The 23,307-nt window shown below is 52.6% G+C and carries 22 protein-coding genes; 7 read left to right on the top strand and 15 right to left on the bottom strand.

Going from position 1 to position 23,307, the window contains the following annotated elements; genetic code table 11:
* Positions 1-36: 36 nt before the first annotated feature.
* Positions 37-861, bottom strand: a complete 825-nt coding sequence (gene iclR / locus FDX14_RS00620; protein WP_038636184.1) for a glyoxylate bypass operon transcriptional repressor IclR — start codon at positions 859-861, stop codon at positions 37-39.
* 195 nt (positions 862-1,056) lie between these two features.
* On the opposite strand from iclR, the gene metH reads away from it, so the two are divergent.
* Both metH and FDX14_RS00610 read left to right on the top strand, forming a co-directional pair.
* Positions 1,057-4,740 carry a methionine synthase gene (gene metH / locus FDX14_RS00615; RefSeq protein ID WP_042313068.1) on the top strand — a complete coding sequence of 1,228 codons (3,684 nt, stop codon included), beginning with the start codon at positions 1,057-1,059 and terminating at the stop codon, positions 4,738-4,740.
* A gap of 213 nt (positions 4,741-4,953) precedes the next feature.
* Positions 4,954-6,582, top strand: a complete 1,629-nt coding sequence (locus tag FDX14_RS00610) for a Na/Pi cotransporter family protein (RefSeq protein WP_038636190.1) — start codon at positions 4,954-4,956, stop codon at positions 6,580-6,582.
* A gap of 127 nt (positions 6,583-6,709) precedes the next feature.
* Here FDX14_RS00610 and pepE read toward each other — a convergent pair whose 3' ends face one another.
* Positions 6,710-7,399 (bottom strand): dipeptidase PepE, encoded by a 690-nt coding sequence (gene pepE, locus FDX14_RS00605; protein WP_032942056.1) that lies wholly within the window; start codon positions 7,397-7,399, stop codon positions 6,710-6,712.
* A gap of 217 nt (positions 7,400-7,616) precedes the next feature.
* Between pepE and FDX14_RS00600 the strand changes: the two genes are divergently transcribed.
* The 4 genes from FDX14_RS00600 (at position 7,617) to FDX14_RS00585 (ending at position 10,589) form a co-directional block, all read left to right on the top strand.
* Entirely contained in the window at positions 7,617-7,937 is a 321-nt protein-coding gene (locus FDX14_RS00600) for a transcriptional regulator (RefSeq protein ID WP_038636209.1), read from the top strand.
* A 44-nt stretch (positions 7,938-7,981) separates the two neighbouring features.
* Positions 7,982-9,271 carry an arsenic transporter gene (locus tag FDX14_RS00595; RefSeq protein WP_137348855.1) on the top strand — a complete coding sequence of 430 codons (1,290 nt, stop codon included), beginning with the start codon at positions 7,982-7,984 and terminating at the stop codon, positions 9,269-9,271.
* 12 nt (positions 9,272-9,283) lie between these two features.
* The gene (arsC, locus tag FDX14_RS00590; RefSeq protein WP_079225682.1) at positions 9,284-9,709 is read left to right on the top strand and encodes a glutaredoxin-dependent arsenate reductase; all 426 of its coding nucleotides are present in this window, start codon (positions 9,284-9,286) and stop codon (positions 9,707-9,709) included.
* A 259-nt stretch (positions 9,710-9,968) separates the two neighbouring features.
* Complete coding sequence (locus tag FDX14_RS00585) at positions 9,969-10,589, top strand: histidine phosphatase family protein (protein ID WP_042313085.1); 621 nt, start codon at positions 9,969-9,971, stop codon at positions 10,587-10,589.
* Between the two features lie 351 nt (positions 10,590-10,940).
* Here FDX14_RS00585 and FDX14_RS00575 read toward each other — a convergent pair whose 3' ends face one another.
* The 8 genes from FDX14_RS00575 to FDX14_RS00540 all read right to left on the bottom strand — a co-directional run bounded on the left by FDX14_RS00575 (position 10,941) and on the right by FDX14_RS00540 (position 17,487).
* Positions 10,941-11,753: a shikimate 5-dehydrogenase gene (locus FDX14_RS00575; RefSeq protein WP_137348854.1), complete on the bottom strand. Its 813-nt coding sequence runs from the start codon at positions 11,751-11,753 to the stop codon at positions 10,941-10,943.
* A gap of 1 nt (position 11,754) precedes the next feature.
* Entirely contained in the window at positions 11,755-12,978 is a 1,224-nt protein-coding gene (sorE, locus tag FDX14_RS00570; RefSeq protein WP_137348853.1) for an L-sorbose 1-phosphate reductase, read from the bottom strand.
* Positions 12,979-13,046: 68 nt separating this feature from the next.
* Positions 13,047-13,871: a PTS system mannose/fructose/sorbose family transporter subunit IID gene (locus tag FDX14_RS00565; protein ID WP_042313051.1), complete on the bottom strand. Its 825-nt coding sequence runs from the start codon at positions 13,869-13,871 to the stop codon at positions 13,047-13,049.
* Positions 13,872-13,882: 11 nt separating this feature from the next.
* Positions 13,883-14,680 carry a PTS mannose/fructose/sorbose transporter subunit IIC gene (locus tag FDX14_RS00560; protein WP_042313048.1) on the bottom strand — a complete coding sequence of 266 codons (798 nt, stop codon included), beginning with the start codon at positions 14,678-14,680 and terminating at the stop codon, positions 13,883-13,885.
* Between the two features lie 65 nt (positions 14,681-14,745).
* Positions 14,746-15,240, bottom strand: a complete 495-nt coding sequence (locus tag FDX14_RS00555) for a PTS sugar transporter subunit IIB (protein ID WP_042313046.1) — start codon at positions 15,238-15,240, stop codon at positions 14,746-14,748.
* The gene (locus FDX14_RS00550) at positions 15,240-15,647 is read right to left on the bottom strand and encodes a mannose/fructose/sorbose PTS transporter subunit IIA (RefSeq protein ID WP_137348852.1); all 408 of its coding nucleotides are present in this window, start codon (positions 15,645-15,647) and stop codon (positions 15,240-15,242) included. Before FDX14_RS00550 ends, FDX14_RS00555 begins: the two co-directional genes overlap by 1 nt.
* Positions 15,648-15,656: 9 nt before the next feature.
* Entirely contained in the window at positions 15,657-16,463 is an 807-nt protein-coding gene (locus FDX14_RS00545) for an SDR family oxidoreductase (protein WP_137348851.1), read from the bottom strand.
* Positions 16,464-16,533: 70 nt separating this feature from the next.
* Entirely contained in the window at positions 16,534-17,487 is a 954-nt protein-coding gene (locus FDX14_RS00540; RefSeq protein ID WP_079225678.1) for a sugar-binding transcriptional regulator, read from the bottom strand.
* 343 nt (positions 17,488-17,830) lie between these two features.
* Here FDX14_RS00540 and rluF point away from each other — a divergent pair, with 343 nt between their 5' ends.
* Entirely contained in the window at positions 17,831-18,706 is an 876-nt protein-coding gene (gene rluF, locus FDX14_RS00535; RefSeq protein ID WP_042313037.1) for a 23S rRNA pseudouridine(2604) synthase RluF, read from the top strand.
* Here rluF and FDX14_RS00530 read toward each other — a convergent pair.
* The 5 genes from FDX14_RS00530 to FDX14_RS00510 form a co-directional block, all read right to left on the bottom strand.
* A complete protein-coding gene (locus FDX14_RS00530; protein WP_003826541.1) occupies positions 18,703-18,975 on the bottom strand; it encodes a YjbD family protein in 273 nt (90 codons plus the stop codon). The two genes, rluF and FDX14_RS00530, sit on opposite strands and share 4 nt — an antisense overlap.
* 73 nt (positions 18,976-19,048) lie before the next feature.
* Positions 19,049-19,807, bottom strand: a complete 759-nt coding sequence (locus tag FDX14_RS00525) for a DeoR/GlpR family DNA-binding transcription regulator (protein ID WP_079225677.1) — start codon at positions 19,805-19,807, stop codon at positions 19,049-19,051.
* The gene (locus tag FDX14_RS00520; RefSeq protein WP_137348850.1) at positions 19,794-20,657 is read right to left on the bottom strand and encodes a Cof-type HAD-IIB family hydrolase; all 864 of its coding nucleotides are present in this window, start codon (positions 20,655-20,657) and stop codon (positions 19,794-19,796) included. The genes FDX14_RS00525 and FDX14_RS00520 overlap by 14 nt, the downstream gene beginning before the upstream one ends.
* Before the next feature lie 17 nt (positions 20,658-20,674).
* A complete protein-coding gene (locus FDX14_RS00515) occupies positions 20,675-21,514 on the bottom strand; it encodes a beta/alpha barrel domain-containing protein (protein WP_079225675.1) in 840 nt (279 codons plus the stop codon).
* Positions 21,515-21,541: 27 nt separating this feature from the next.
* Positions 21,542-23,128: a PTS sugar transporter gene (locus FDX14_RS00510; RefSeq protein ID WP_170973565.1), complete on the bottom strand. Its 1,587-nt coding sequence runs from the start codon at positions 23,126-23,128 to the stop codon at positions 21,542-21,544.
* Between the last annotated feature and the right edge of the window lie 179 nt (positions 23,129-23,307).

Below are 23,307 nucleotides of genomic sequence, written 5' to 3'. Positions count from 1 at the left end.
CGCTTATCATGTTAACAAATCAGTCCCAACCCTTGCTTATCTAAACCCGCCGTACGCCAGCGTGACTTCTTTCGCTGCTTTGATCGCCATTGCGCCAAACTCGGTCACGCGGTCATCGGTAATACGTGAAATTGGCCCGGAAATGGAGATGGCGGCGAACGGCTCACGGTGTTCATCATAAATGCACGACGCCACGCAGCGCAGGCCCAGCGCGTGTTCTTCATCATCAAAGGAATAGCCGCGCTTACGCGTCTGCGCCAAATCCTCTTTCAGATGGACCGGCGACACCAGCGTGGCATGGGTATACGCGTGCAGCCCTTTGCGGTGCAGCAGGCCGGTAACCTGTTCTTCACTCAATTGAGATAAAAATGCCTTGCCCGCGCCGGAGGCGTGCATCGGCAGCTTGCCGCCGATAGGCGCAGACATGCGCATCAACTGGGTGCACTGCACCTGGTCGATAATAATGGCCTGATGGTCGCTTTGATCCAGTACGGCGAGGTTTACCGTCTCACCCGAATCTTCCATTAGTTTGCGCAGAATAGGGTGCACAATCGCCAGCAGATTGCGGCTTTGCAAAAAGCTGCTGCCGACAATAAACGCATGCGCGCCCACGGCCCAGTGGCCTAATTCGCCCACCTGGCGGACAAAACCCTGCTGCTGCATGGTGGTCAGCAGACGATGAGTCGTGGAGTTGGGCAGACCGGCCTGCTGCGCCAGCTCGGTTAGCGCCACGCTGCCGTTGGATTCCGCAATCCACTCCAGTAGCTTCAGACCCCGGGTCAAAGACTGAACCTGCCCGGTTGCAGGCGTAGTGGCAGCGGCGGGTTTTCTACCGCGTTTAGCGGGGACAGGGGCAACCATGGCGGACTCCTTTTCTGTATCGTGGAAATCATTTTCGTTTTATTCGATTATAATGCAAGAATTCCTGTACTGATCGGATGAGTGAAGCTGAACATGTCTCATGTTGGCCGTTGTTCTCTTTTCCGCCTCTCAGGTTTGTGCCAGTATGACCTGTTGAGTTTTTTTCGGTCTGGTTGAGCGTTGTCGGGAGCGAGTGTGAGCAGCAAAGTAGAACAATTACGTCAGCAGTTAAATGAACGTATTCTGGTGCTGGACGGCGGGATGGGCACCATGATCCAGGGATATCGTCTGAGCGAAGAGGATTTCCGCGGCGAGCGCTTCGCCGACTGGCCCTGCGACCTGAAGGGCAACAACGACCTGCTGGTGCTCAGCAAGCCGGAGGTGATTGCCGCGATCCATAACGCCTACTTTGAGGCGGGCGCGGATATCATCGAAACCAACACCTTTAACTCCACGACTATCGCCATGGCGGATTACCAGATGGAATCCCTGTCGGCGGAAATCAACTTTGCGGCAGCTAAACTGGCGCGCGCTTGCGCAGATGAGTGGACGGCACGCACGCCGGAAAAACCGCGCTATGTCGCGGGCGTGCTTGGTCCAACCAACCGTACGGCCTCTATCTCACCCGACGTCAACGACCCGGCATACCGCAACATTACCTTTGACCAGCTGGTGGCTGCCTATCGCGAATCCACCAAAGCGCTGGTGGAAGGCGGCAGTGACCTGATTCTGATTGAAACCGTCTTCGATACCCTCAATGCTAAAGCCGCTATTTTCGCGGTAAAAACAGAGTTCGAAGCGCTGGGCATTGAGCTGCCGATAATGCTTTCCGGCACCATTACCGACGCCTCCGGGCGTACGCTTTCCGGCCAGACCACCGAAGCGTTCTATAACTCATTGCGCCACGCCGATGCGCTGACCTTCGGTCTGAACTGCGCCTTAGGCCCGGACGAGCTGCGCCAGTACGTGCAGGAGCTGTCACGCATTGCCGAATGCTATGTCACCGCGCACCCGAACGCCGGCCTGCCGAACGCTTTCGGCGAGTACGACCTTGACGCCGACACCATGGCGGCGCAAATCCGCGAGTGGGCGCAGGCGGGTTTTCTCAACGTGGTTGGCGGCTGTTGCGGCACCACGCCGGAACATATCGCCGCGATGAGCCGGGCGGTAGAAGGTTTACCGCCGCGCAAGTTGCCTGAAATCCCGGTGGCCTGCCGGCTGTCCGGCCTTGAACCGCTGAACATTGGCGACGATAGCCTGTTTGTTAACGTCGGCGAACGTACCAACGTCACCGGCTCAGCGAAATTTAAGCGTCTGATCAAAGAAGAGAAATACAGCGAAGCGCTGGACGTCGCCCGCCAGCAGGTGGAAAGCGGCGCGCAGATTATCGACATCAACATGGATGAGGGGATGCTCGACGCCGAAGCGGCGATGGTGCGCTTCCTCAACCTGATTGCTGGCGAGCCGGACATTGCCCGCGTGCCGATTATGATCGACTCCTCCAAATGGGAAGTCATCGAAAAAGGGCTGAAGTGCATTCAGGGTAAAGGCATCGTTAACTCCATCTCGATGAAAGAGGGGGTGGAGACCTTTATCCATCACGCGAAGCTGCTGCGTCGCTACGGTGCTGCGGTGGTGGTGATGGCTTTTGACGAGCAGGGCCAGGCCGATACCCGCGCGCGTAAAATCGAGATTTGCCGCCGGGCGTACAAAATTCTCACCGAAGAGGTGGGTTTTCCGCCGGAAGACATCATCTTCGACCCGAATATTTTCGCCGTCGCCACCGGTATTGAAGAGCACAACAACTACGCGCAGGACTTTATCGGCGCCTGTGAGGACATCAAACGCGAGCTGCCGCACGCGCTGATTTCCGGCGGCGTGTCTAACGTTTCCTTCTCGTTCCGAGGCAACGACCCGGTACGTGAAGCTATCCACGCGGTATTCCTCTACTATGCGATTCGCAACGGGATGGACATGGGCATCGTCAACGCCGGACAGCTGGCGATTTATGACGATCTCCCGACCGAACTGCGCGACGCGGTTGAAGATGTGATCCTCAACCGACGTGAAGATGGTACCGAGCGTCTGCTGGAGCTGGCGGAGAAATATCGCGGCAGTAAAACCGACGACACCGCGAATGCCCAGATGGCGGAGTGGCGTAGTTGGGACGTGAAAAAGCGCCTTGAATACTCGCTGGTGAAAGGCATTACCGAATTTATCGAGCTCGACACAGAAGAGGCGCGCCAGCAGGCCGAACGCCCGATTGAGGTGATCGAAGGGCCGCTGATGGACGGCATGAACGTGGTCGGCGACTTGTTCGGCGAGGGCAAAATGTTCCTGCCGCAGGTGGTGAAATCCGCCCGCGTGATGAAGCAGGCAGTGGCTTACCTCGAACCGTATATCGAAGCCAGTAAAGAGAAAGGCTCCAGCAACGGCAAGATGGTCATCGCCACCGTGAAGGGCGATGTGCACGACATTGGCAAGAACATCGTCGGCGTGGTGCTGCAGTGTAACAACTACGAAATCGTCGATCTTGGCGTGATGGTGCCCGCGGAGAAAATCCTCAGAACGGCGCGTGAAGTGAATGCCGATCTGATTGGCCTTTCCGGGCTTATCACCCCGTCGCTGGACGAAATGGTCAACGTGGCGAAAGAGATGGAGCGTCAGGGCTTCACCATCCCATTGCTGATTGGCGGCGCGACCACCTCAAAAGCGCACACTGCGGTGAAAATTGAGCAGAACTACAGCGGCCCGACGGTTTATGTGCAGAACGCCTCGCGGACCGTCGGCGTAGTCGCCGCGCTGCTCTCCGACACCCAGCGCGATGACTTTGTCGCCCGTACCCGTAAAGAGTATGAAACCGTGCGCATCCAGCATGCGCGTAAGAAACCTCGCACGCCGCCGGTAACGTTACAGGCCGCACGTGATAACGATCTTGCCTTCGACTGGGAAAGCTACACGCCGCCGGTCGCGCATCGTTTAGGCGTGCAGGAAGTCGAGGCCAGCATCGAAACGCTGCGCAATTACATCGACTGGACGCCGTTCTTTATGACCTGGTCGCTGGCCGGGAAGTATCCGCGCATCCTCGAAGATGAAGTAGTGGGCGAAGAGGCGAAGCGCCTGTTCAAAGACGCCAACGACATGCTGGATAAACTCAGCGCTGAGAAGACCCTGAACCCGCGCGGCGTGGTGGGGTTGTTCCCGGCTAACCGCGTGGGTGACGATATCGAGATTTACCGTGACGAGACGCGTACGCACGTTATCAGCGTGAGTCATCACCTGCGCCAGCAGACGGAAAAAGTCGGCTTCGCCAACTACTGCCTGTCTGACTTTGTCGCGCCGAAACTGAGCGGCAAAGCGGATTACATCGGTGCTTTCGCGGTGACCGGCGGTCTGGAGGAGGATGCGCTGGCAGACGCCTTCGAAGCGCAGCATGACGACTACAACAAGATCATGGTGAAAGCCATCGCTGACCGTCTGGCGGAAGCGTTCGCGGAATATCTGCATGAGCGCGTGCGTAAAGTCTACTGGGGTTATGCGGCGAACGAGAACCTCAGTAACGAAGAGCTGATCCGCGAAAACTACCAGGGCATTCGTCCGGCACCGGGCTACCCGGCGTGCCCGGAACATACCGAAAAGGCCACCATCTGGGAGCTGCTGGACGTCGAAGCACATACCGGGATGAAGCTCACCGAATCCTTCGCCATGTGGCCTGGCGCCTCGGTTTCCGGCTGGTATTTCAGCCATCCTGACAGCAAGTATTACGCCGTGGCGCAAATTCAGCGCGATCAGGTTGAAGATTATGCCTTCCGTAAAGGCATGAGCGTGGCAGAAGTTGAACGTTGGTTAGCGCCAAACCTCGGCTACGACGCTGACTGATTCACAAAACTGTCATCTTTCTTTACAACAAACAGGGCACTCAATGAGTGCCCTGTCTCTTTCTTACGTTTAAACCCTTATACTGAAAGAACGTTCATCGGCACTGCTTGCCGGATGGCTCATTTTTGTAGGCCTGATAAGCGTAGCGTCCTCAGGCGGTATGTCATTGCGATGAACTTCAGGAACATATAACGATAAGGAGAACCTGATTCCGTGCTAACTCTGTTACACCTGCTTTCTGCTGTCTCTATGCTGGTTTGGGGCACACATATTGTGCGTACCGGCGTGATGCGCGTCTTTGGCGCCCGTTTGCGTACCGTACTCAGCCGTAGCGTTGAAAAGAAGCCGCTCGCCTTTTGTGCGGGTATCGGCGTGACGGCGCTGGTACAAAGCAGCAACGCCACCACCATGCTGGTGACCTCATTTGTCGCCCAGGATCTCGTGGCGCTTACCCCGGCGCTGGTCATTGTGCTGGGCGCCGACGTGGGGACCGCGCTGATGGCGCGTATCCTGACTTTCGATCTCTCATGGCTATCGCCACTGCTGATTTTCATCGGCGTGATCTTTTTTCTCGGGCGTAAGCAGTCCCGCGTGGGGCAACTGGGGCGGGTTGGCATCGGGCTGGGGTTGATTTTACTGGCGCTGGAGCTGATTGTGCAGGCGGTCACGCCGATAACCCAGGCTAACGGCGTACAGGTTATCTTCGCCTCGCTGACCGGCGATATTATGCTGGATGCGCTGATTGGCGCCATGTTTGCGGTTATCAGCTACTCCAGCCTGGCGGCGGTTTTGCTGACGGCAACCCTGACCGCTGCCAGCATTATCTCGTTCCCGGTGGCGTTGTGCCTGGTGATTGGCGCCAACCTTGGCTCCGGCCTGCTGGCGATGCTCAACAATAGCGCGGCTAATGCAGCTGCCCGTCGCGTGGCGCTTGGCAGCCTGCTGTTTAAGCTGGTGGGGAGTCTGATTATCCTGCCGTTTGTTCATCCGTTGGCGAATCTTATGGATGAACTGCCGCTGCCGAAATCTGAGCTGGTCATTTATTTCCATGTCTTCTACAACCTGGTACGTTGCATAGCTATGGTGCCGTTCGCCGAACCGATGGCACGTTTTTGTAAACGTATTATCCGTGATGAGCCGGAACTGGACGCCCACCTGAAGCCTAAGCATCTGGACATCAGCGCACTGGATACCCCAACCCTGGCCCTGGCCAATGCCGCCCGTGAAGCCCTGCGTATTGGCGATGCGATGGAGCAGATGATGGACGGGCTAAAGAAGGTGATGCACGGCGAGCCGCGTGAAGAGAAAGAGTTGCGCAGGATGGCGGACGATATCAACGTACTGTACACGGCGATTAAGCTCTATCTGGCGCGGATGCCAAAGGATGAACTGGCAGAAGAAGAGTCGCGCCGTTGGGCTGAAATTATCGAAATGTCGCTCAACCTTGAACAGGCTTCGGATATTGTTGAGCGTATGGGCAGCGAGATTGCCGACAAGTCGCTGGCAGCGCGTCGGGCATTCTCTGTCGAAGGGCTGAAAGAACTTGATGCACTGTACGATCAACTGCTCAGTAATCTGCAACTGGCGATGTCGGTGTTTTTCTCTGGCGACGTGACCAGCGCCCGTCGTCTGCGCCGCAGCAAGCACCGTTTCCGCATCCTTAACCGTCGTTATTCGCATGCGCACGTGGATCGTCTGCATCAGCAGAACGTGCAGAGCATTGAGACCAGTTCCCTGCACCTGGCGTTGCTGGGTGATATGCAGCGTCTGAACTCGCTATTTTGCTCTGTGGCTTACAGTGTGCTGGAGCAGCCGGATGAAGACGACGAGCGCGAGTACTAACGAGGACAGGTGAAATGTTGCCCGGTGGCGCTGATGCTTACCGGGCCTACGGATAACCGTCAATGTTGTCGTCTACTTTGATGCCGGATAAGGCGAAGCCACCATCCGGCATCAGACAACAAACCAACTAAAAGCAGTGACCCGCCTCAACGGCAACCGCTTCTTCGCCCGCTTTAAAGATATAGGTGGTGTTTGGGCCGCCAAGCACGGATTGACCGTTGCTCACTTTGATCCAGTTCCCTTCCGGCAGACCAATCACCGTCAGTTCCGGTGCCACAACCAACAGCTCGCGAATACGCTGTTCACGCGTTTCGCCTTTATGGCCTTCCGGCAGCGCGTTGGTGAAGTGCGGGTTAATCTGCAGCGGGAAAAGACCCAGCGCATCAAAGCCTTTTGGATCGACAATCGGCATGTCGTTGGTGGTGCGGATGGTCTGGCAGGCAAGGTTGGAACCCGCGCTCCAGCCGATGTACAGCGCACCGCGTTTGACGACATCGACAATCGGCGCCAGCAGTCCGCGCTCGCGGCTCTCTTTCAGCAACTGGAAGGTGTTACCCCCGCCGACAATCACCAGTTCGGCGTTTTCAATGGCTGCAATCGGATCGGCAACGGTATGAATGCCAGTAACGTTAACGCCCATTGGGGCAAAGATGGCTGCCGTTTTCGCCGTGTACTCATCCCAGGTTTGCGTCACGCCGGCAAATGGAATAAACACCGCAGTGCGGCGACCGTTCAGTTGCTCTGCGATCAGCGGCAGCGCATGTTCCATCCAGCCTTTGCCCGGCAGCGTCGAGTTACTCAATAAAAGCAGTTCCATCATTTCTCCATGTAATCAGAAAATTACAAACCGCGGTAATGCTACCACTATCGATCTAACGCCTTCCTGATATGGCTCACGATGTTGGAAGGGGGAGATAGAAGCTGAGACTATTTTTTAAGTGTCAATTATTTTTCTCCTCCAGAGAGCGCAGATGATTTCAAAATTAATATATATGATTTACCATATGTGTGATCTAAAAGGAACGGAGAGGAAAATGCTACAACCTGTTCAGCTTTTCAAAATCCTGTCGGATGAAACACGGCTCGCCATTGTCATGCTTCTGCGGGAGTCCGGAGAACTGTGCGTGTGCGATATCTGTGCAGCTACCGCCGAATCACAGCCCAAAATATCACGCCATATGGCTATCCTTCGCGAGTCTGGGCTAGTTCTGGATCGTCGGGAAGGCAAATGGATTCACTATCGTCTGTCACCTCATATTCCTGCGTGGGCCGCTGAGACAATCACGACGTCCTGGCAGTGCCTTCGGGAAGATGTGCGGGAATGGTTGGCAAAGTCGGCCTGCACCTCTTGCTGAGGAAGGAAATCATATTCACATAATCATATATAATGGGGTTTGAAATGTTTTTGGCAGGGAGTATATTTTTACTGACGCTGGTACTGGTGATCTGGCAACCCAGAGGCCTGAGTATTGGCTGGAGCGCGAGTATCGGAGCTGCGTTGGCGCTGGGAACCGGAGTCATTCATATCGCTGATATTCCCGTTGTCTGGAATATCGTCTGGAACGCGACAGCGGCATTTATTGCGGTCATCATCATCAGCCTGCTGCTCGATGAGTCCGGCTTCTTTGAATGGGCCGCACTGCACGTCTCCCGCTGGGGTAATGGACGTGGCCGCCTTTTGTTTACGTGGATAGTCTTGCTTGGGGCCGCTGTTGCTGCGTTGTTTGCCAATGACGGCGCTGCACTGATCCTGACGCCGATTGTAATTGCGATGCTGCTCGCACTGGGATTCAGCCAGGGCACGACATTGGCCTTTGTTATGGCTGCAGGATTTATTGCAGATACGGCCAGCCTGCCGCTCATTGTTTCTAACCTGGTGAACATCGTCTCGGCGGACTTTTTCGGTCTGGGCTTTACGCAGTATGCTTTCGTTATGATCCCCGTAGATGTGGCAGCGATTGCGGCCACGCTGGTCATGCTGCATCTCTTCTTCCGCAGGGACATTCCGGCGACGTATGACGTTTCTCTGCTGAAGACGCCCGCCAGTGTGATAAAGGATCCGGCAACGTTCAGGGCGGGCTGGATTGTCCTGTTATTGCTGCTTGTCGGTTTCTTTGTGCTGGAGCCTCTGGGGATCCCGGTCAGTGCGATAGCGGCTACTGGCGCAGCAGTACTGTTTATAGTGGCGAAAAGAGGTCATGCCATCAACACCGGAAAAGTCCTGCGCGGTGCGCCATGGCAGATCGTTATTTTTTCGCTGGGCATGTACTTGGTAGTCTATGGCCTGCGCAATGCAGGGCTCACGGAGTATCTGTCTGACGTGCTGAACCTGCTGGCAGAAAAGGGGCTATGGGCAGCAACGTTCGGCACCGGTTTTCTGACCGCGTTCCTGTCATCGGTGATGAATAATATGCCGACGGTACTGATTGGCGCGCTGTCGATTGACGGGAGTACGGCGACTGGCGTCGTCAAGGAGGCTATGATTTATGCCAATGTGATTGGCTGCGATTTAGGTCCGAAAATCACTCCCATTGGCAGTCTGGCAACCCTGCTTTGGCTGCATGTGCTTGCTCAGAAAAATATAACGATTACCTGGGGATATTACTTCCGCACCGGCATTATCATGACTCTGCCCGTGCTGTTTGTCACTTTGGCCGCGCTGGCGTTGCGGCTCTTCCTCACTTTGTAATGAGATACAGATATGAGCAACATTACCATCTATCACAACCCTGCCTGCGGCACTTCTCGTAACACGCTGGAGATGATCCGTAACAGCGGCAACGAACCGACGATAATTTATTATCTCGATACGCCACCGACCCGTGATGAGCTGATTAAACTTATTTCAGAAATGGGAATTACGGTGCGTGCATTACTGCGTAAGAATGTTGAGCCTTACGAACACCTGGGTCTTGATGAAGAGAAATTTAGTGATGAGCAGTTGATTGATTTCATGCTTCAACATCCGATCCTGATTAATCGGCCGGTAGTCGTTACGCCGCTCGGCACTCGTCTTTGTCGCCCTTCAGAAATAGTGTTGGATATTCTGCCGGAAGGTCAGAAAGGAACGTTTACCAAAGAGGATGGCGAGAAGGTCATTGACGAAACGGGGAAGCGGGTTAAGTAATCGGCCCACTTCAAAATATTGGACGCCTGTTAACGTTATGCGGGCGTCCGATTCACCCAGTACGTCCGCTCTGTGCCATAAGCGGAAGTTAACCACGGATAAAATTCAGCGCCTCACACCCAGAGCCGCTGCATAACGGCAACAAGCTACACTTGTTCATTATTTCCAAAACAGGAAAGCCTTCCGCTGCTTCAACGGTATGTGTTTGACATCGCGCAGTTGGGGCATTTTGATCAACAACGAGCATGGCCCGCTAACGATGAAATTGATACTTGTTCGACACGCAGAAACAGAGTGGAATTTGGAAGGAATTATTCAGGGGCACAGCGATAGCTCCTTGACCTGTCGGGGTTTGCGTGAAACATCCGTCCTACTAGCAGCGTTTAGTGCAAGTGAGTATCAAATAGAGCGTGTTTACGCTTCTCCGCTTGGACGTGCCTGGCAAATGGGGCAAAGCCTGGCTGAACACTTTCGCTGTTCATTGACGGCTGAACCGGCCCTTAAAGAGCAGGCCTTTGGTCAGTTTGAAGGTATGCCGTTAGAACTACTCAGACAAAAACATCCGAACGATGCAAATGCGTTATTCAGGCTTGATGCAGAGTATTGTCCACCTGGGGGGGAGTCACTGGCGCATGCTTCTCAGCGAGTTATGCGTTTTTTACAAAACCTGGAAGATACCTCATCACATCAACAAACAATATGTATTGTGTCTCACGGGCATGTCAGTCAGGGCACTCTGGCAATTCTTAAAGAAGGGACTGTCAATAGTTTCCCTCGCTATGCTCACCCCAATGCAAGTTATTCTGTTATCGACCTGATTAATGGAAAATGTATCGGCCTAAAGTGGGGGATTGCTACACATTTACGTCACCTGAATTAGTGGCTACCTTTCAATCATTGAAAACCCATCCTGCCAGAGTCATCATTATTTAAGCACAATGTCAGCTCCCCGCTCTAAACAGATCTTCAGAAAACGATACAGAATTCCGGCCACCAGACTTCAATCCCTTTCTGCTTCAGCTCTTTTCTAACCACGCGTTTAATCCAGGCTGCCAACGATCCATCGTCATCCTGCTTGGTGATGACACATGATGACAGGCATACCTGTGAAGAATATGGGTAACTGTGTGAGAGACCTGACCGCAAACAGGGCAGAACTTCGAGATGCGATTGATTTCCTGCTTAATGGCTATTTTAGAGCGCCCATCCCTGGCGCTCAGCTCCTGCTTCTTTACCCCGCCCGCGCAAATTCTGCCGCTTCGGCGATTAGCGCGTCATCCGGGCGTACGCCGGTATACATGGCGAACTGCTCTACGGCCTGTAAGGCAATCACCTCTGCACCGCTGATGGTCTTTTTACCTAATTGTTGTGCCAGTTTGATTACCGGTGTTTCCGGCGGCAGGGCGACCACGTCAAACACCACGCTGGCGGCAGCGACCATCGCTTCGCTGTAGGCCAGTTCATCGCTCTCTTTACCGCCAGCCATACCGACGGGCGTCACGTTGACCAGAATATCGCAGGCAATCCCTTCCGGCTGAGGCTGCCACTGGAAACCGTACTGTTTTGCCAGCGCCGGGCCGCTCTCACGATTGCGGGCGGCGACGATCACATCGTGAAAACCGGCATCGCGAAACGCGGCGATAACCGCTTTACCCATTCCACCGCTGCCGCGAATCATGACGCGTGCGCTGCTATTGAGCTGGTGGCTGGCAATCAGGCTTTTTACCGCAATGTAGTCGGTGTTAAATCCTGCCAGCGTACCGTTGTCATTGACGATGGTGTTGACGGAATCAATGACTTTTGCGGAAGGATCGATGACATCCAGAAACGGCATGCAGCTCTCTTTAAACGGCATAGACACCGCACAGCCGCGAATTTCGAGTGCGCGAACGCCTTTCACTGCGGCCTCAATATCCTGCGTAGTAAAGGCTTTATAGATAAAATTTAACCCTAATTTTTCATACAGATAGTTGTGAAAGCGCGTGCCAAAGTTACCGGGCCGACCGGCAAGCGACATGCACAACTGGGTGTCGCGGTTAATCATGTTAAATCTCCTCGGTGTGAGACAATATGTACTGTTCGGCTTCCTGCGACCAAATCCCCTGATGACGCTCCAGGATATCGCGCAAGGCTGGATCATCAATCTGAGTGAGCGCGGTTAATGGTAAGGCTTTGCCGGTGTAAACCAGTTTTTTACCGCCACCGACTTGCGGCAATTCCAGCGTTGTTTCACCAGCCGCATTCAGCCCCAGAATGTGCGTCACCACTTTTGCTGCCTGAACTTTCTTCTCTTCGATCAGTTTTACCGCTGTGCGCATATCGTCGGTATTGCCGCCAGATGTCCCAACATAATGGGTGAAGGCGTAGTGCACGTCGTAGAAGTTAATCGGCGCGCTAAACTGCTTATCCTGCGGACCGGCAAAGAAGTTCATGCAGCCATCGGCAGCCAGCAGGGAAGAGGCCAGCGTGACCAGCCCTTCGTTGGGCACAAACACAAAGATGTCATCAAATCCATGCCCGCCGCTCAACGCCATCAAGGTGTCATAAGCCGCATCCTGGGCGTGGAGATAGTGGATTAACGTTTGTGGTTCTGATGGATAGTGCTTGCGGGCGTAGCTCAACTTGTCGTTATTGGTGTCGGTTACCACCAGCAGCGCAGGGTTAACCGGGCCATGCAGTGCATAGTCGATCGCCAGTAGTCCCATTGGCCCGGTACCGCCGAGGATTAACGTGCGCCCCTGCGGACGAATGCCCATCTTATGGTTATAAGTGCCTTCCTGCAGGTGATAGTTGGCGTTGAATGCGCCAATCACGCAGGATAGCGGCTCAACCAGCGAGCCTTCAAAATAGGTTTCGCCTTCGTAGGCCAACAAGCAGTCCTGCTCCATGACTTCATCAGGAATGATGACGTGCGTGGCTTCACCGCCTACCCACGGGAAGGAGTAGCCGGGACAGTCCGGGCGATCCGGCAGTTGCAGGTTAGCCTGAATGACATAGCGTTGGCCGGGCTGAAACTTATGCTGCCATTTTTTCCCCACGGCAATAATATCGCCGCAGAACTCGTGGCCAATGATGATCGGGTTGGTGGCCACATCATCCGGCACTTTTTTGTGGTTCTCGCCCTGGTTAGCCTCTTTCCAGGAAGAAAGGCACAGGCTGTCGGTCACGACCGAGGCCAGAATTTCATCGTCCTGCATTTCGGGAAGGTCGAAGGTTTCCAGGCGCAGATCGCGTTTACCATAAAGGCGTAAAGCTGTTGTTGTTTGCATTGTTACCACCTCTTCCTCTTTCGAGGACAATTTGTTGAAGTAGCCCCAGCATCGCCGGGGCGGAAAAATCAGGACAAGAAGCCCAGCGCGTTGCCGATAATCCCCAGCGCAAACAGGGCGAATATCAGCCATACCGGATTAATTTTCTTGTTGAGCAGCCGTACCATCAGCAGCGTCAGACCCAGCGCCAGCAGGCCAGGACAGAGTTGGTCGAGAATGTTCTGCACGGTCATGGTGACGGTGGCGCCGTCTGCGCCAGGCGTTTGCGATACCACCAGCGGCACGTTGATGCTGGTCCATTTGGTGACCAGTACCCCCATCACAAACAGGCCAAGAATTGATGCGCCTTCGGTCAGTTTTTGCAGCAGGTTGCCGCCCATGTCGCTGACGATATTGACCCCTTTACGAAAGCCAAGCTGTAAGCCGTACCACTTCATGGCAAGACGTACTGCATTGAAAAGAAAGAAGAACAATAGTGGCCCGAGAATGTTTCCGGAGAGCGCCAGCGAGGCGCCGAGCGCGGCGGTAATCGGGCGCAGCGTTCCCCATACCAGCGGGTCGCCAACACCGGCCAGCGGACCCATCAGCCCAACTTTGATGCCGTTGATGGCCCCGTCGTCAATTTCCGCACCGTTCGCGCGGGCTTCTTCCATCGCGGCGGTCACGCCAATCACCGGGCCGCAAACGGCAGGTGTGGTATTGAAGAACACCAGGTGGCGCTTGAGGGCCGCAACCTGGTCCTCTTTCAGTGGATACAGGCGCTTAATAGCCGGGATCATGTCGTAGCAAAAGCCCAGCCCATGAATGCGTTCAAAGTTGAATGACGCTTGCTGGAGGTTGGAGCGAACAAACATGCTAAACAGGTCGGATTTGGTCAGTTTTTTCTGTTCCATGGTGGGCTCCATTAGTCATCAAGCTGATCGAGAGCTTGAGAAGAGGCGGGTTGCGCCTGCGGTTCGGCTTTACGCCACTGTGGGTTCAACTGGATGTAGACCAGCGCGATAATCACGCCAACCCCACCGAAAGCCAGCAGGCTCAAATCGAGATACCCTCCGGCAATAAATCCGAGGAAGAAGAAGGGCATCAGGTACTTCACGCCCATCATGCGCAGCACCATGGCGTAACCGACCACCACGATAAAGCCACCGGCAATCTGCAATCCGCGGGTGACGAATTCTGGAATGGCGTTGAGCATATTGCTGACCATATCGGCGCTGACAAACAGCGAGACGATTAATGCAGGGATGGCAACGCGCAGCGCCTGTACGCCGAGAGCGGAAACGTGCAGCATGTCGATGGTGCGAAAGCGGGCCTCTTCGGCTGCTTTATCCGCCGCGTGCTGGAACACCACGGTGATGGTACGGGCAAAGACGGTTAGTACCTGACCTGCCGCCGCGACGGGCAGGGCGATGGCGATACCGGTCGCAATGCTTTGCTGACCGACGATAACCAGAATGGCGGAGATAATACTGGCGAGCGCCGAATCGGGAGACTGCGCTGCGCCGACGTTCATCCAGCCAAGAGCAATTAACTCCAGCGTGCCGCCGAGCATAATCCCGGTTTTTAAATCACCAAGAATCAGTCCGATAACGGTACAAGCGATCAGTGGACGGTGGGTCTGGAACTCATCCAGCACGCTACCCATTCCGGCAATACAGGAAAATAGGAATATGGCGATAATTTGTAGGGTACTTATTTCCATAATATGTCACCTTGTGAATGTGATCATCCCTGCCTGTTAAAGCATAAGTACACAGGCATTTTTATTTATTCAGCGAAAGATTGTTCTTCTATTTTTTCGAGAATATTAATCGATGGATCGGATGCGACGACGCGTAAATCCAGCGTGACGCCTAGTTTATCTAACTCTCGAAACGCATTAATGTCGTCGCTGTCTAAAGAAACGGCTTTGGTTAATTGTTTTTTACCCGGTCGCCAGGCCATGCCGCCAATATTTAACGTGGAAATTTTTACCCCTTGTTTTACCATTGCTAATGCATCCTGTGGGCGGGTAAACAAATAAAAAACGGTTTCGCTCTGATATTGCGGGTTATGGTAAACAGCGACCGCCTTTTCGATATTAACGACGTTAACCTTCATTCCTGGCGGGGCTGCCTGACGTAATAATGTTCGACGTACTTCATCGTTATAAACGTCGTCATTGCAGATAATAATTCGTTGGGCATTCGCCACCTTCGACCAGACGGTGGTGACCTGACCGTGAATCAAGCGGTCATCGATACGAGCAAGGGTAATGTTCATCAGAAATCCTCTTCGGTCGTTTCCAGATGTTGCCAGACGACACAGGTTTGTTGAGCAATGGTCGTCAGGTGTTCGCACAGTTCATCCACATTCATACAGCTTTGGTTGTCTACCAGTTCCAGCGCTAATGGCAGCGACAACCCGCTAATGACGCGAATGGTGGGGTTTTGCATTGCCAGCGAAGCGGCAGCATTCCAGGGACTGCCACACTGCAGATCGACGGCAATCAGCCATTCATCACTAGTGTGAGCGCTTACTAACTTTTCCAGCTTTTCCACGATGTTGCTGGCGTTCTCCCCTGGGACAAATGCCACCGCTTCGACGTTGACATTGCCGTAGACCATCTGTACCGATTCCAGCATGGCGCAGGCCAGATTGCCGTGAGCACAGAAGATTGCATTGACCATAAAACCTCCTTAGCCGCGCGTTTTTCCGCCCGCAATGTTAGTAGTTACTCCGGTGATATAACTGGCGCGCTCTGAGAGGAGATAACAAACAAAATCAGCGACTTCACTTAAACGTCCTGAACGACCGATCGGGATCGCGTTCTTGGTATAACCCTCACGCAACTGTTCGACGGTGATGTTGCGGGTCCAGGCCAGCGCTTCTTCATACTCGGGGGTGCGCAGACCGGTTTTTTCCAGAATGCCAGGCGCAATTCCCACCACACGAATGCCGTGTTTGCCCAACTCTTTCGACCAGGAGCGGGTAAAGCTATTCAACGCGGCTTTGGTGGCGGCATAGCAGCTTTGGCCCTCTGAACCTTCCAGCCCGCTTTCGGAAGAGACATTCACGATCACGCCGTTATGCTGTTTTACCATTTGGCGTGCCGTTGCTTGCGACATTAAGAACACACCTTTCTGGTTGATATTAACCATTTTTTCAAAAGCAGCTTCGTTGAGTTCGTATTGCCCGGCGGGTGCTTTTTCATCAACCAATAGCCGTGGGAAGTTAACGCCAGCATTATTTACCAGTCCATCAATACGTCCGTAGCGTTGGATAATTTCAGCAACAGTATGATTAACCTCTTTGGCACTGGAAATATCCGTTGGCCAGAAATGATATCCGCTATGGCTGTCATATTTACCTTCTCCGCCATGAATATCCGCCATTTGTACATTAGCGCCTTGCGCTAATAGCTCCTCGACAATGGCCAGGCCAATTCCGGATGCACCACCGGTAACAATAATGACTTTTCCCTGCAAGTTTAACCACGTTTGCATAATAAACTCCCGATTTCAGATAATGGGATCCCACATAAAATTAATTATGGCAGGACCAATTAGAATTTATTTACTTCAACAATAATTCAGCGGTATGACTGTTGGTGACTAAACAGTTAATATAATTCCCACGTAATGCGCCTAATATCCCACTGTATTTTTCTTCACCCATTGCAATACCAATGGAGTAACGTGCCTGTTTTAATTTATCGGTTTCGATGGCGAGCGTCTTTTCACTCATCCTGGTCTCTACGGTCACACCGTTGATATCGTAAAAGCGCGAGCAAATGTCTCCGGCAACATGGCGGGCATGCAGGTCATCACTCTCTTCACTGCCGTAAAAAGCGTGCCAGTTGGCACCATCGCGTATTGCCGGAGACCCAATACCGACCAGCGCGACATCCAGATTATCCCAGTAAGCGGAAATCGATTTGAAGTGCCGGGACTGCATAATGCCGTTACGGATCAGCGGGTTTTCCAGCAGTGCCGGGAAATCTGCCAGGTGTGATTCCCCTTTGAGCTTTGCCGCAGCGCCGTAGGTCAGCGTATTGACGTGGTAGCGGCTTTCAAGCTTGCCGGATGGTCCGCCGATAATCGGCACACAGATCAGCTGGCGCGACTGGCTGGCAGGAGATAATCCTTCCACCAGTCCCCGTACCGCGCGGCCCCATGAGAACCCGATAATGTCCCCAGGTTCCAGTAAGCGTTCCAGCAACTGTGCGCCATGTACGCCCATCATATTAAGTTGTTCATCTTCCTGCTCGCTATCGCAGGAGACTACGACCGCCTCTTTCAGGCCAAATTTCTGTTTTAGCTGCTGTTCCAGCCACAGATTTTCGTTGTAGTCGTAATTAATGGCGATGGTGACGATACCCTGCTCGCGTCCACGTTTTAGTAACCGGCTGATCGTGGTGCGATAAATACCCAGCTCGCGGGCGATTTGCGCTTGTGTCATATCCTGTTCGTAATACAGCTGCGCTATTTTTACGATCAGGCGGATATCATCGCTGTTTTCCGTCGCCATTTTTGGACTCCTGCACATTTGTGCAAATCACGAAATTGCCTTCTTGATCTGATATAACCCCATCTGTTTCACATCTCAAAGCTATTTTCACTTATTTCAGCGTTAAGAACTGAACGATTGTGTTGCACATTTGATGTGGAGATTGCGCGTTGTCGGCACAGATGTGCGTGCTGCTCTAATGTATTGATTCTGCTTGTTTTCATCCAACAAAATTGCAGATATGGATTACCGACACTTTTGTGTCAAAAGGTGGGGTGGATCACAAATAGCGCTCGGGCATTTGAACACGATTATTTTTTATCGCCTACAAGGTAGGGTATATTTCGCTGTCAAAGGAGAAACTATGCTGCCCGACTCATCCATCCGATTAAATAAATACATCAGTGAAAGCGGAATCTGCTCGCGTCGCGAGGCGGATCGCTTTATCGAACAAGGGAATGTCTTCCTGAATGGTAAACGCGCCACCATTGGCGATCAGGTAAAGCCTGGCGACGTCGTAAAAGTGAATGGTCGGTTGATTGAGCCGCGTGAAGCGGAAGATCTGGTCTTTATCGCGCTGAACAAGCCAGTAGGGATTGTCAGCACCACCGAAGACAGCGAGCGCGACAACATTGTTGATTTCGTGAATCACAGCAAGCGTGTGTTCCCAATCGGTCGTCTGGACAAAGATTCCCAGGGACTTATCTTTCTGACCAACCACGGCGACCTGGTGAATAAAATCTTGCGTGCCGGTAACGATCATGAAAAAGAGTATCTGGTGACGGTAGATAAGCCGGTCACTGATGACTTTATCCGTGGGATGGGGGCCGGTGTGCCAATCCTCGGCACCGTCACCAAGAAATGTAAGGTGAAGAAAGAAGCGCCGTTTGTGTTTCGCATCACGCTGATTCAGGGGCTGAACCGTCAGATCCGTCGTATGTGCGAGCACTTTGGCTATGAAGTTACCAAACTTGAGCGTACACGTATCATGAACGTTGGCTTGTCTGGCCTGCCGCTTGGTGAATGGCGCGACCTGACGGATGACGAACTGATTGATCTGTTCAAGCTGATTGAGAACTCGTCCTCAGAAGCCAAACCGAAGGCGAAAGCGAAGCCAAAAACCGCAGGCATTAAGCGCCCGGTAGTGAAAATCGAAAAATCTGCGGAGAAAGAGAAATCGCGCCCGGCAGCAAACGGTAAACGCTTTACCTCACCGGGGCGTAAGAAGAAAGGGCGTTAACGTCTGCCGCGCGTGGGCGTATTCGCTGACCAGGAAAACGATGCTTCCGCATCCGGTTTATAAGCCTGCTTTTTCTTTAACTGGCGGGCTTTTTTTGCTTCCGCTTCGCGCAAGGCCATCAGTTTATCGATGTACTCTTTCTTGATGCTGTTGGTCTCTGCGTTGGTCAGCAGCCGACCATGCGCGATGCGCGCGCGGTCGAGCAGCGTTTTCAGTTCACGCTGCTCGCGCTCGGTCATCTCTTTTTGGGTAATGCGGGGGAGTGCCATAGGGGTGCCCTCTGTTAGCCGGTATCCTCAGTGTACGGTAATCCAGAACCTGCTGATAGCGTCATGTATTGTATTATTCAGCAATACGTAATTTTCCGGCGAAGTCCTGCTGTGTATAGCCCGTTGTTCTGAATCGTTTGTCTGTGATGATGTTATCGATCTCTTTTAATGTGGCGATACACATCACACCATCCTGGCCAAATTTTGTATGGTCGGCAAGAATTACCGACTTTTTACTCATAGCAATCATTGACTTGGCAACATAGGCTTCATCGAAGCTTTTCACCAGCACACCATGTTGAGGTGAAACACCACCCGCGCCGATGAAGCAGATATCTGCATGAATAGTGTTTATTTGCTGACAAACGGAGACGCCGAGATTGGCGCGGAAATGGTAGTCATATTCACCACCTAATACATAAACGCGCGCTTTAAGATTATGTTCTTTGATTTTATCGGCAATTAAGGCTGAATTAGTAATAACGGAATAGGCCAGAGGAGGTAATTGTTCGGCCAGAATAAGATTGGTTGTGCAGGAGTCAATGAATAGAGTGTCGTGCTCACTGACCATCCGGGCGGCAAGTTTACCAATTGCCATTTTTTCTTCGCGGTGTATATCAATCCGCGCGCCAAATTCATCTTCCTGAACAACCTGCTTCTTGACGGCTCCACCGTGAATCTTGGTAATTTGTCCTTCAGACTCCAGAATGGAGAGATCGCGACGAATGGTCTCTGATGTGACTTTTAGTGTTTCCGATAATTTGATAACCGTCACTTCACCGAATTTATTTAATTCATCGAGGATATGTTTTCTTCTTTTAATCGGGTTCATTATTTTCCGCCAACGTCGAGCTTTGGCGCATGGTAACTGGATGTGCAGAGCAACGCAACCACTCCAACGCACAGACAATACCCTCATCATCATTAGAGGCCGTCACATAGCTGGCTTGTTGTTTTACTGCCTCAGGCGCATTCCCCATTGCAATACCAATGCCGGCGGCGGAAAACATACTGATATCGTTTTGCTGGTCTCCAATCGCTGCAACCTTTTCTGCTGCTATATTTAGCTGGCGCATTAACATGCTAATAGCATAACCTTTATTTATTTCGCTACGTTGGATATCAATGTAATTCTCCCCAGTGATAGTCGCTGTATAGCCATAAGGCAATTTATTGTTCACTTCTGTACACAGTGCATTTATTTTTAACTGCTCGGTGGTGAGTGTAATTTTATAAATATCCTGCCGGTTTAAAATATTTCCGGGCGTTGCCGAAATAAGTGGTAACTCAAATAAACGGGATTCATAAGTTGTCCATGGCGCTATCTGTTGGTCGCAACGATGATAAATAGCATCAGCGCTAAAAAAGTGATGAGGACAGAGGGAAAGCGCAATATGTCGGTCAATATCCCGAAGATTCATACAAGAGAACGCTGCAGTATGAATATTGCGCTGCTGCGCCATCTCGAGGATCTGACCTCCGTTGAAGCCTGCGCACCAGCCAAACAGCGCATTAACCTGATGCTGTTGTAGCAGGCGCATTATAGAGGAGACCGGTCTGGCGGAACAAGCGGCCAGCAGGCCACCGCGCTGGTGGAATTCGATGAGTGCCTGACGTGTACGTGGACTGATTGTCTTTTGCGAAGTCAGTAGTGTTCCATCCAGATCGGTGACCAGTAACATGCTTCTTTCCCTTAATCTCAATGCGCAATAAACGGTGTGACAGCCTCTTTGGCGGCGTTGCAGACCATATTGTCGATTGCCGTACCGACGACCAGAATATTGACCCCGGTATCCTTAAACGCTTTGGCATTGGCGAGGTTAATTCCGCCTTCCGCCAGCGTCGGCACGCTTACCGCGCTGACCAGTGCCCACAGGCGATCTTTAATGGCTTGCGGAATATCACCTGCGGCTACGCCTTCGTAGCTCATACCGGTCATTAAACCAATCATATCGACGCCAATCTCCTGCATCCGTTTTGCTACGCTGGTGACCTCTTCCGGAGTGCGTGCAGGAATACCGAAAGTATGCAGGTCATCCGGGTGTCCAATATAAGCATCAACGGTCAGGCCATACTGATGGGCGAGATTTACGATGTCCTGTAGATCGTCCCAGTCAGATTTATGGGTGTGTAAGCCATCGGCACCAGCACGAGCAATCTCCAGTATCTCTGTTTCCGTGAGCGGGACCGGTAACGTTTCGGTAAAGCCTCCTGCGATACCGACAGTAATGAAGATATCGTCAGGAACCACATTACGCACACCATGCACTGCTTCGGCCATCTGGCTGTTAGTGATTTCGTGGCGGATTTGTTCCGCCGCGTGCATGTTGCTCACCCCCTTATGCCCACGCGCCAGCGCCAGTGCGGGATGGTTCGGTTCGAGCAGCTTAACGCCCGCCTCACATACTGCTTTTGCCAGACGCGCATCGTCGCCGGTTATCCCTGTGCTGAGGATGGTCTGCCCGCCGTGCAGCGTGATGGCATCTTTCACTTTCTGTAACGCTTTAGCGCGTTTTTTATTCATATCGCCTTTAAACATGGTGTACCTCTGGTGTTGGTGCATTAATTAATGGGCCGACGCGGTAGATTCTTTCTGTGCGACAGCCTTAAAACGGTTGGCAATAATGGTGGAAATACAGGTCAGCCCCATGACGGTAACCATCACAATGGCCATTTGAAGCGCATTACTGGACAAAAACGGGGAGGCGAATGCAGGGACATAAGCCACGCCTTTGACGTTAAAGAAACCCAGCATCATGCCGCCCAGACCGGCCCAAACGATCGCTGAACCAAAGACAATTTTGTTGGCAAACATGAACGGATAGGCCGATTCAACGAAGGTCCCAAAGCCGAGGTTGATAAGCAGGCCGGGCGTCGCGACGGCTGCTTCGCTTTTTTCTCGTGGTGCGATGACGTTAGCCAGGTTGATTCCTGCAGCAACCATCACCAGGCCGACCATATCGACAGCGCCGAGGAAGCTGACTCCGGATTTTTCCATTTCCAGGAGCACCAGCGGCAGAATGACTGCGTGATAGACTCCCCCCAGAATTGCTGGCCAGATAACCAACCCAGCCAGCAGGCCGGCAAGAATAGGGCTGAAAGCCAGCGTGGTTTCGATAGCCAGTTTGATGTAATTACCTGCTGACAGCGCCAGCGGACTTAGCAGATAGTGCATGATTAACCCGGCGGCAAGACCCGAGATCCCACCCGCTACAATGTTGACGGTGGTCATCGGAAAGCGCCAATTCAGGCATAATTCAAACAGCCAACGAACGAAAATCCCGGCCATCAAACCACCGATGATCCCTCCAATCAGACCGCCCTCGACGGAAAGCACTCCGGCGACCACCCCGGCAACAATTGAGACTTCATCCAGTTCCGAAATCTGTTTTGCTGCGAGAACTGCAACTAAAACCGGCAGGCCCTTCAGTAGAATTTCAAAGATATCGTTGAGTTTTTCCAGGCCCGGAATGTGACTGAGTGCGAGCACGATTGCCATGGCGATAAAGCCCGGCAGCGCAGGGATCATTATGCTGCGAATATTGAAGCGTTTAAGCAGACTTTTTCCAGAACCGCCCTGTGAAGGAGAAGCACTGCCCAACTGTGGTTTGTATTTAACGCCCCAGTGCTTACACAGTGATGCGATGAAGGAGACTGCGCGGGTTCGGCTGGTGGTACCCGTCGTGCCCGAGGTTGCGACGACATTTGCCCCCTTTGCCGCCACTAGCGCCATTGAGGTCCCGCCGGTGCCAACAATCGGTATTTTCATTTCAACAGCTGCGGCAAAGACAGCCTGGTTGGCCTTCACCGGATCGGCGCTCATCACGATGATCCCATCGATCTCACCGTTACGGATCATTTCTGCAATCCTGAAATCGCTCTCAACTACCGAGTCGTTCACTTCTGAAAGTTTGCCCTGAAATATCCTTTGTGGTTTTTGTTGGTTTTCTGTGGTTAGTGCAAATACCGACGCTGGCGTGTGAGCTTTGGCAACGTCCATTGAGGCTTCTGCCGCAATGAACTGCACAGCGGCAACTTCCACTCCTGCGGCTTCACACTGCTGGTAAATTTCCTGGAGTAGCTTTTCTGGTTCAGCACCACCCAGGTTGTAGAGGTTGCCTCCACTGCTCCCAATAATCGCAATTTTTTTCATAGCGGCCTCGAAGATAGGGTAAGGGTTTGTCTGTGTTGTAGTGAAATCATATTCCCAATTAAAACAAACTAAATCAACATTGGAAAAATGATTAAATTTGAGGTTAAAACAGGTTAATTTATGTATTTAATTGAAATATAACAATTAAGTTTTAATTTTGTTTTATGTTGATATTTGTT

The sequence above is a fragment of the Citrobacter sp. wls710 genome, from assembly GCF_005281115.1.
Taxonomy (GTDB): Bacteria; Pseudomonadota; Gammaproteobacteria; order Enterobacterales; family Enterobacteriaceae; genus Citrobacter; species Citrobacter werkmanii.
Note: the sequence above shows the minus strand (reverse complement) of the source record. Positions and strands in the feature narration are given on the sequence as shown.

Excerpts from the sequence above, each read along its gene's own strand:
- iclR (WP_038636184.1), bottom strand. The coding sequence starts at position 861 with ATGGTTGCCCCTGTCCCCGCTAAACGCGGTAGAAAACCCGCCGCTGCC.
- pepE (WP_032942056.1), bottom strand. The coding sequence starts at position 7,399 with ATGGAACTGCTTTTATTGAGTAACTCGACGCTGCCGGGCAAAGGCTGG.
- FDX14_RS00600 (WP_038636209.1), top strand. The coding sequence starts at position 7,617 with ATGCTACAACCTGTTCAGCTTTTCAAAATCCTGTCGGATGAAACACGG.
- FDX14_RS00595 (WP_137348855.1), top strand. The coding sequence starts at position 7,982 with ATGTTTTTGGCAGGGAGTATATTTTTACTGACGCTGGTACTGGTGATC.
- arsC (WP_079225682.1), top strand. The coding sequence starts at position 9,284 with ATGAGCAACATTACCATCTATCACAACCCTGCCTGCGGCACTTCTCGT.
- FDX14_RS00585 (WP_042313085.1), top strand. The coding sequence starts at position 9,969 with ATGAAATTGATACTTGTTCGACACGCAGAAACAGAGTGGAATTTGGAA.
- FDX14_RS00575 (WP_137348854.1), bottom strand. The coding sequence starts at position 11,753 with ATGATTAACCGCGACACCCAGTTGTGCATGTCGCTTGCCGGTCGGCCC.
- sorE (WP_137348853.1), bottom strand. The coding sequence starts at position 12,978 with ATGCAAACAACAACAGCTTTACGCCTTTATGGTAAACGCGATCTGCGC.
- FDX14_RS00565 (WP_042313051.1), bottom strand. The coding sequence starts at position 13,871 with ATGGAACAGAAAAAACTGACCAAATCCGACCTGTTTAGCATGTTTGTT.
- FDX14_RS00560 (WP_042313048.1), bottom strand. The coding sequence starts at position 14,680 with ATGGAAATAAGTACCCTACAAATTATCGCCATATTCCTATTTTCCTGT.
- FDX14_RS00555 (WP_042313046.1), bottom strand. The coding sequence starts at position 15,240 with ATGAACATTACCCTTGCTCGTATCGATGACCGCTTGATTCACGGTCAG.
- FDX14_RS00550 (WP_137348852.1), bottom strand. The coding sequence starts at position 15,647 with ATGGTCAATGCAATCTTCTGTGCTCACGGCAATCTGGCCTGCGCCATG.
- FDX14_RS00545 (WP_137348851.1), bottom strand. The coding sequence starts at position 16,463 with ATGCAAACGTGGTTAAACTTGCAGGGAAAAGTCATTATTGTTACCGGT.
- FDX14_RS00540 (WP_079225678.1), bottom strand. The coding sequence starts at position 17,487 with ATGGCGACGGAAAACAGCGATGATATCCGCCTGATCGTAAAAATAGCG.
- rluF (WP_042313037.1), top strand. The coding sequence starts at position 17,831 with ATGCTGCCCGACTCATCCATCCGATTAAATAAATACATCAGTGAAAGC.
- FDX14_RS00530 (WP_003826541.1), bottom strand. The coding sequence starts at position 18,975 with ATGGCACTCCCCCGCATTACCCAAAAAGAGATGACCGAGCGCGAGCAG.
- FDX14_RS00525 (WP_079225677.1), bottom strand. The coding sequence starts at position 19,807 with ATGAACCCGATTAAAAGAAGAAAACATATCCTCGATGAATTAAATAAA.
- FDX14_RS00520 (WP_137348850.1), bottom strand. The coding sequence starts at position 20,657 with ATGTTACTGGTCACCGATCTGGATGGAACACTACTGACTTCGCAAAAG.
- FDX14_RS00515 (WP_079225675.1), bottom strand. The coding sequence starts at position 21,514 with ATGTTTAAAGGCGATATGAATAAAAAACGCGCTAAAGCGTTACAGAAA.
- FDX14_RS00510 (WP_170973565.1), bottom strand. The coding sequence starts at position 23,128 with ATGAAAAAAATTGCGATTATTGGGAGCAGTGGAGGCAACCTCTACAAC.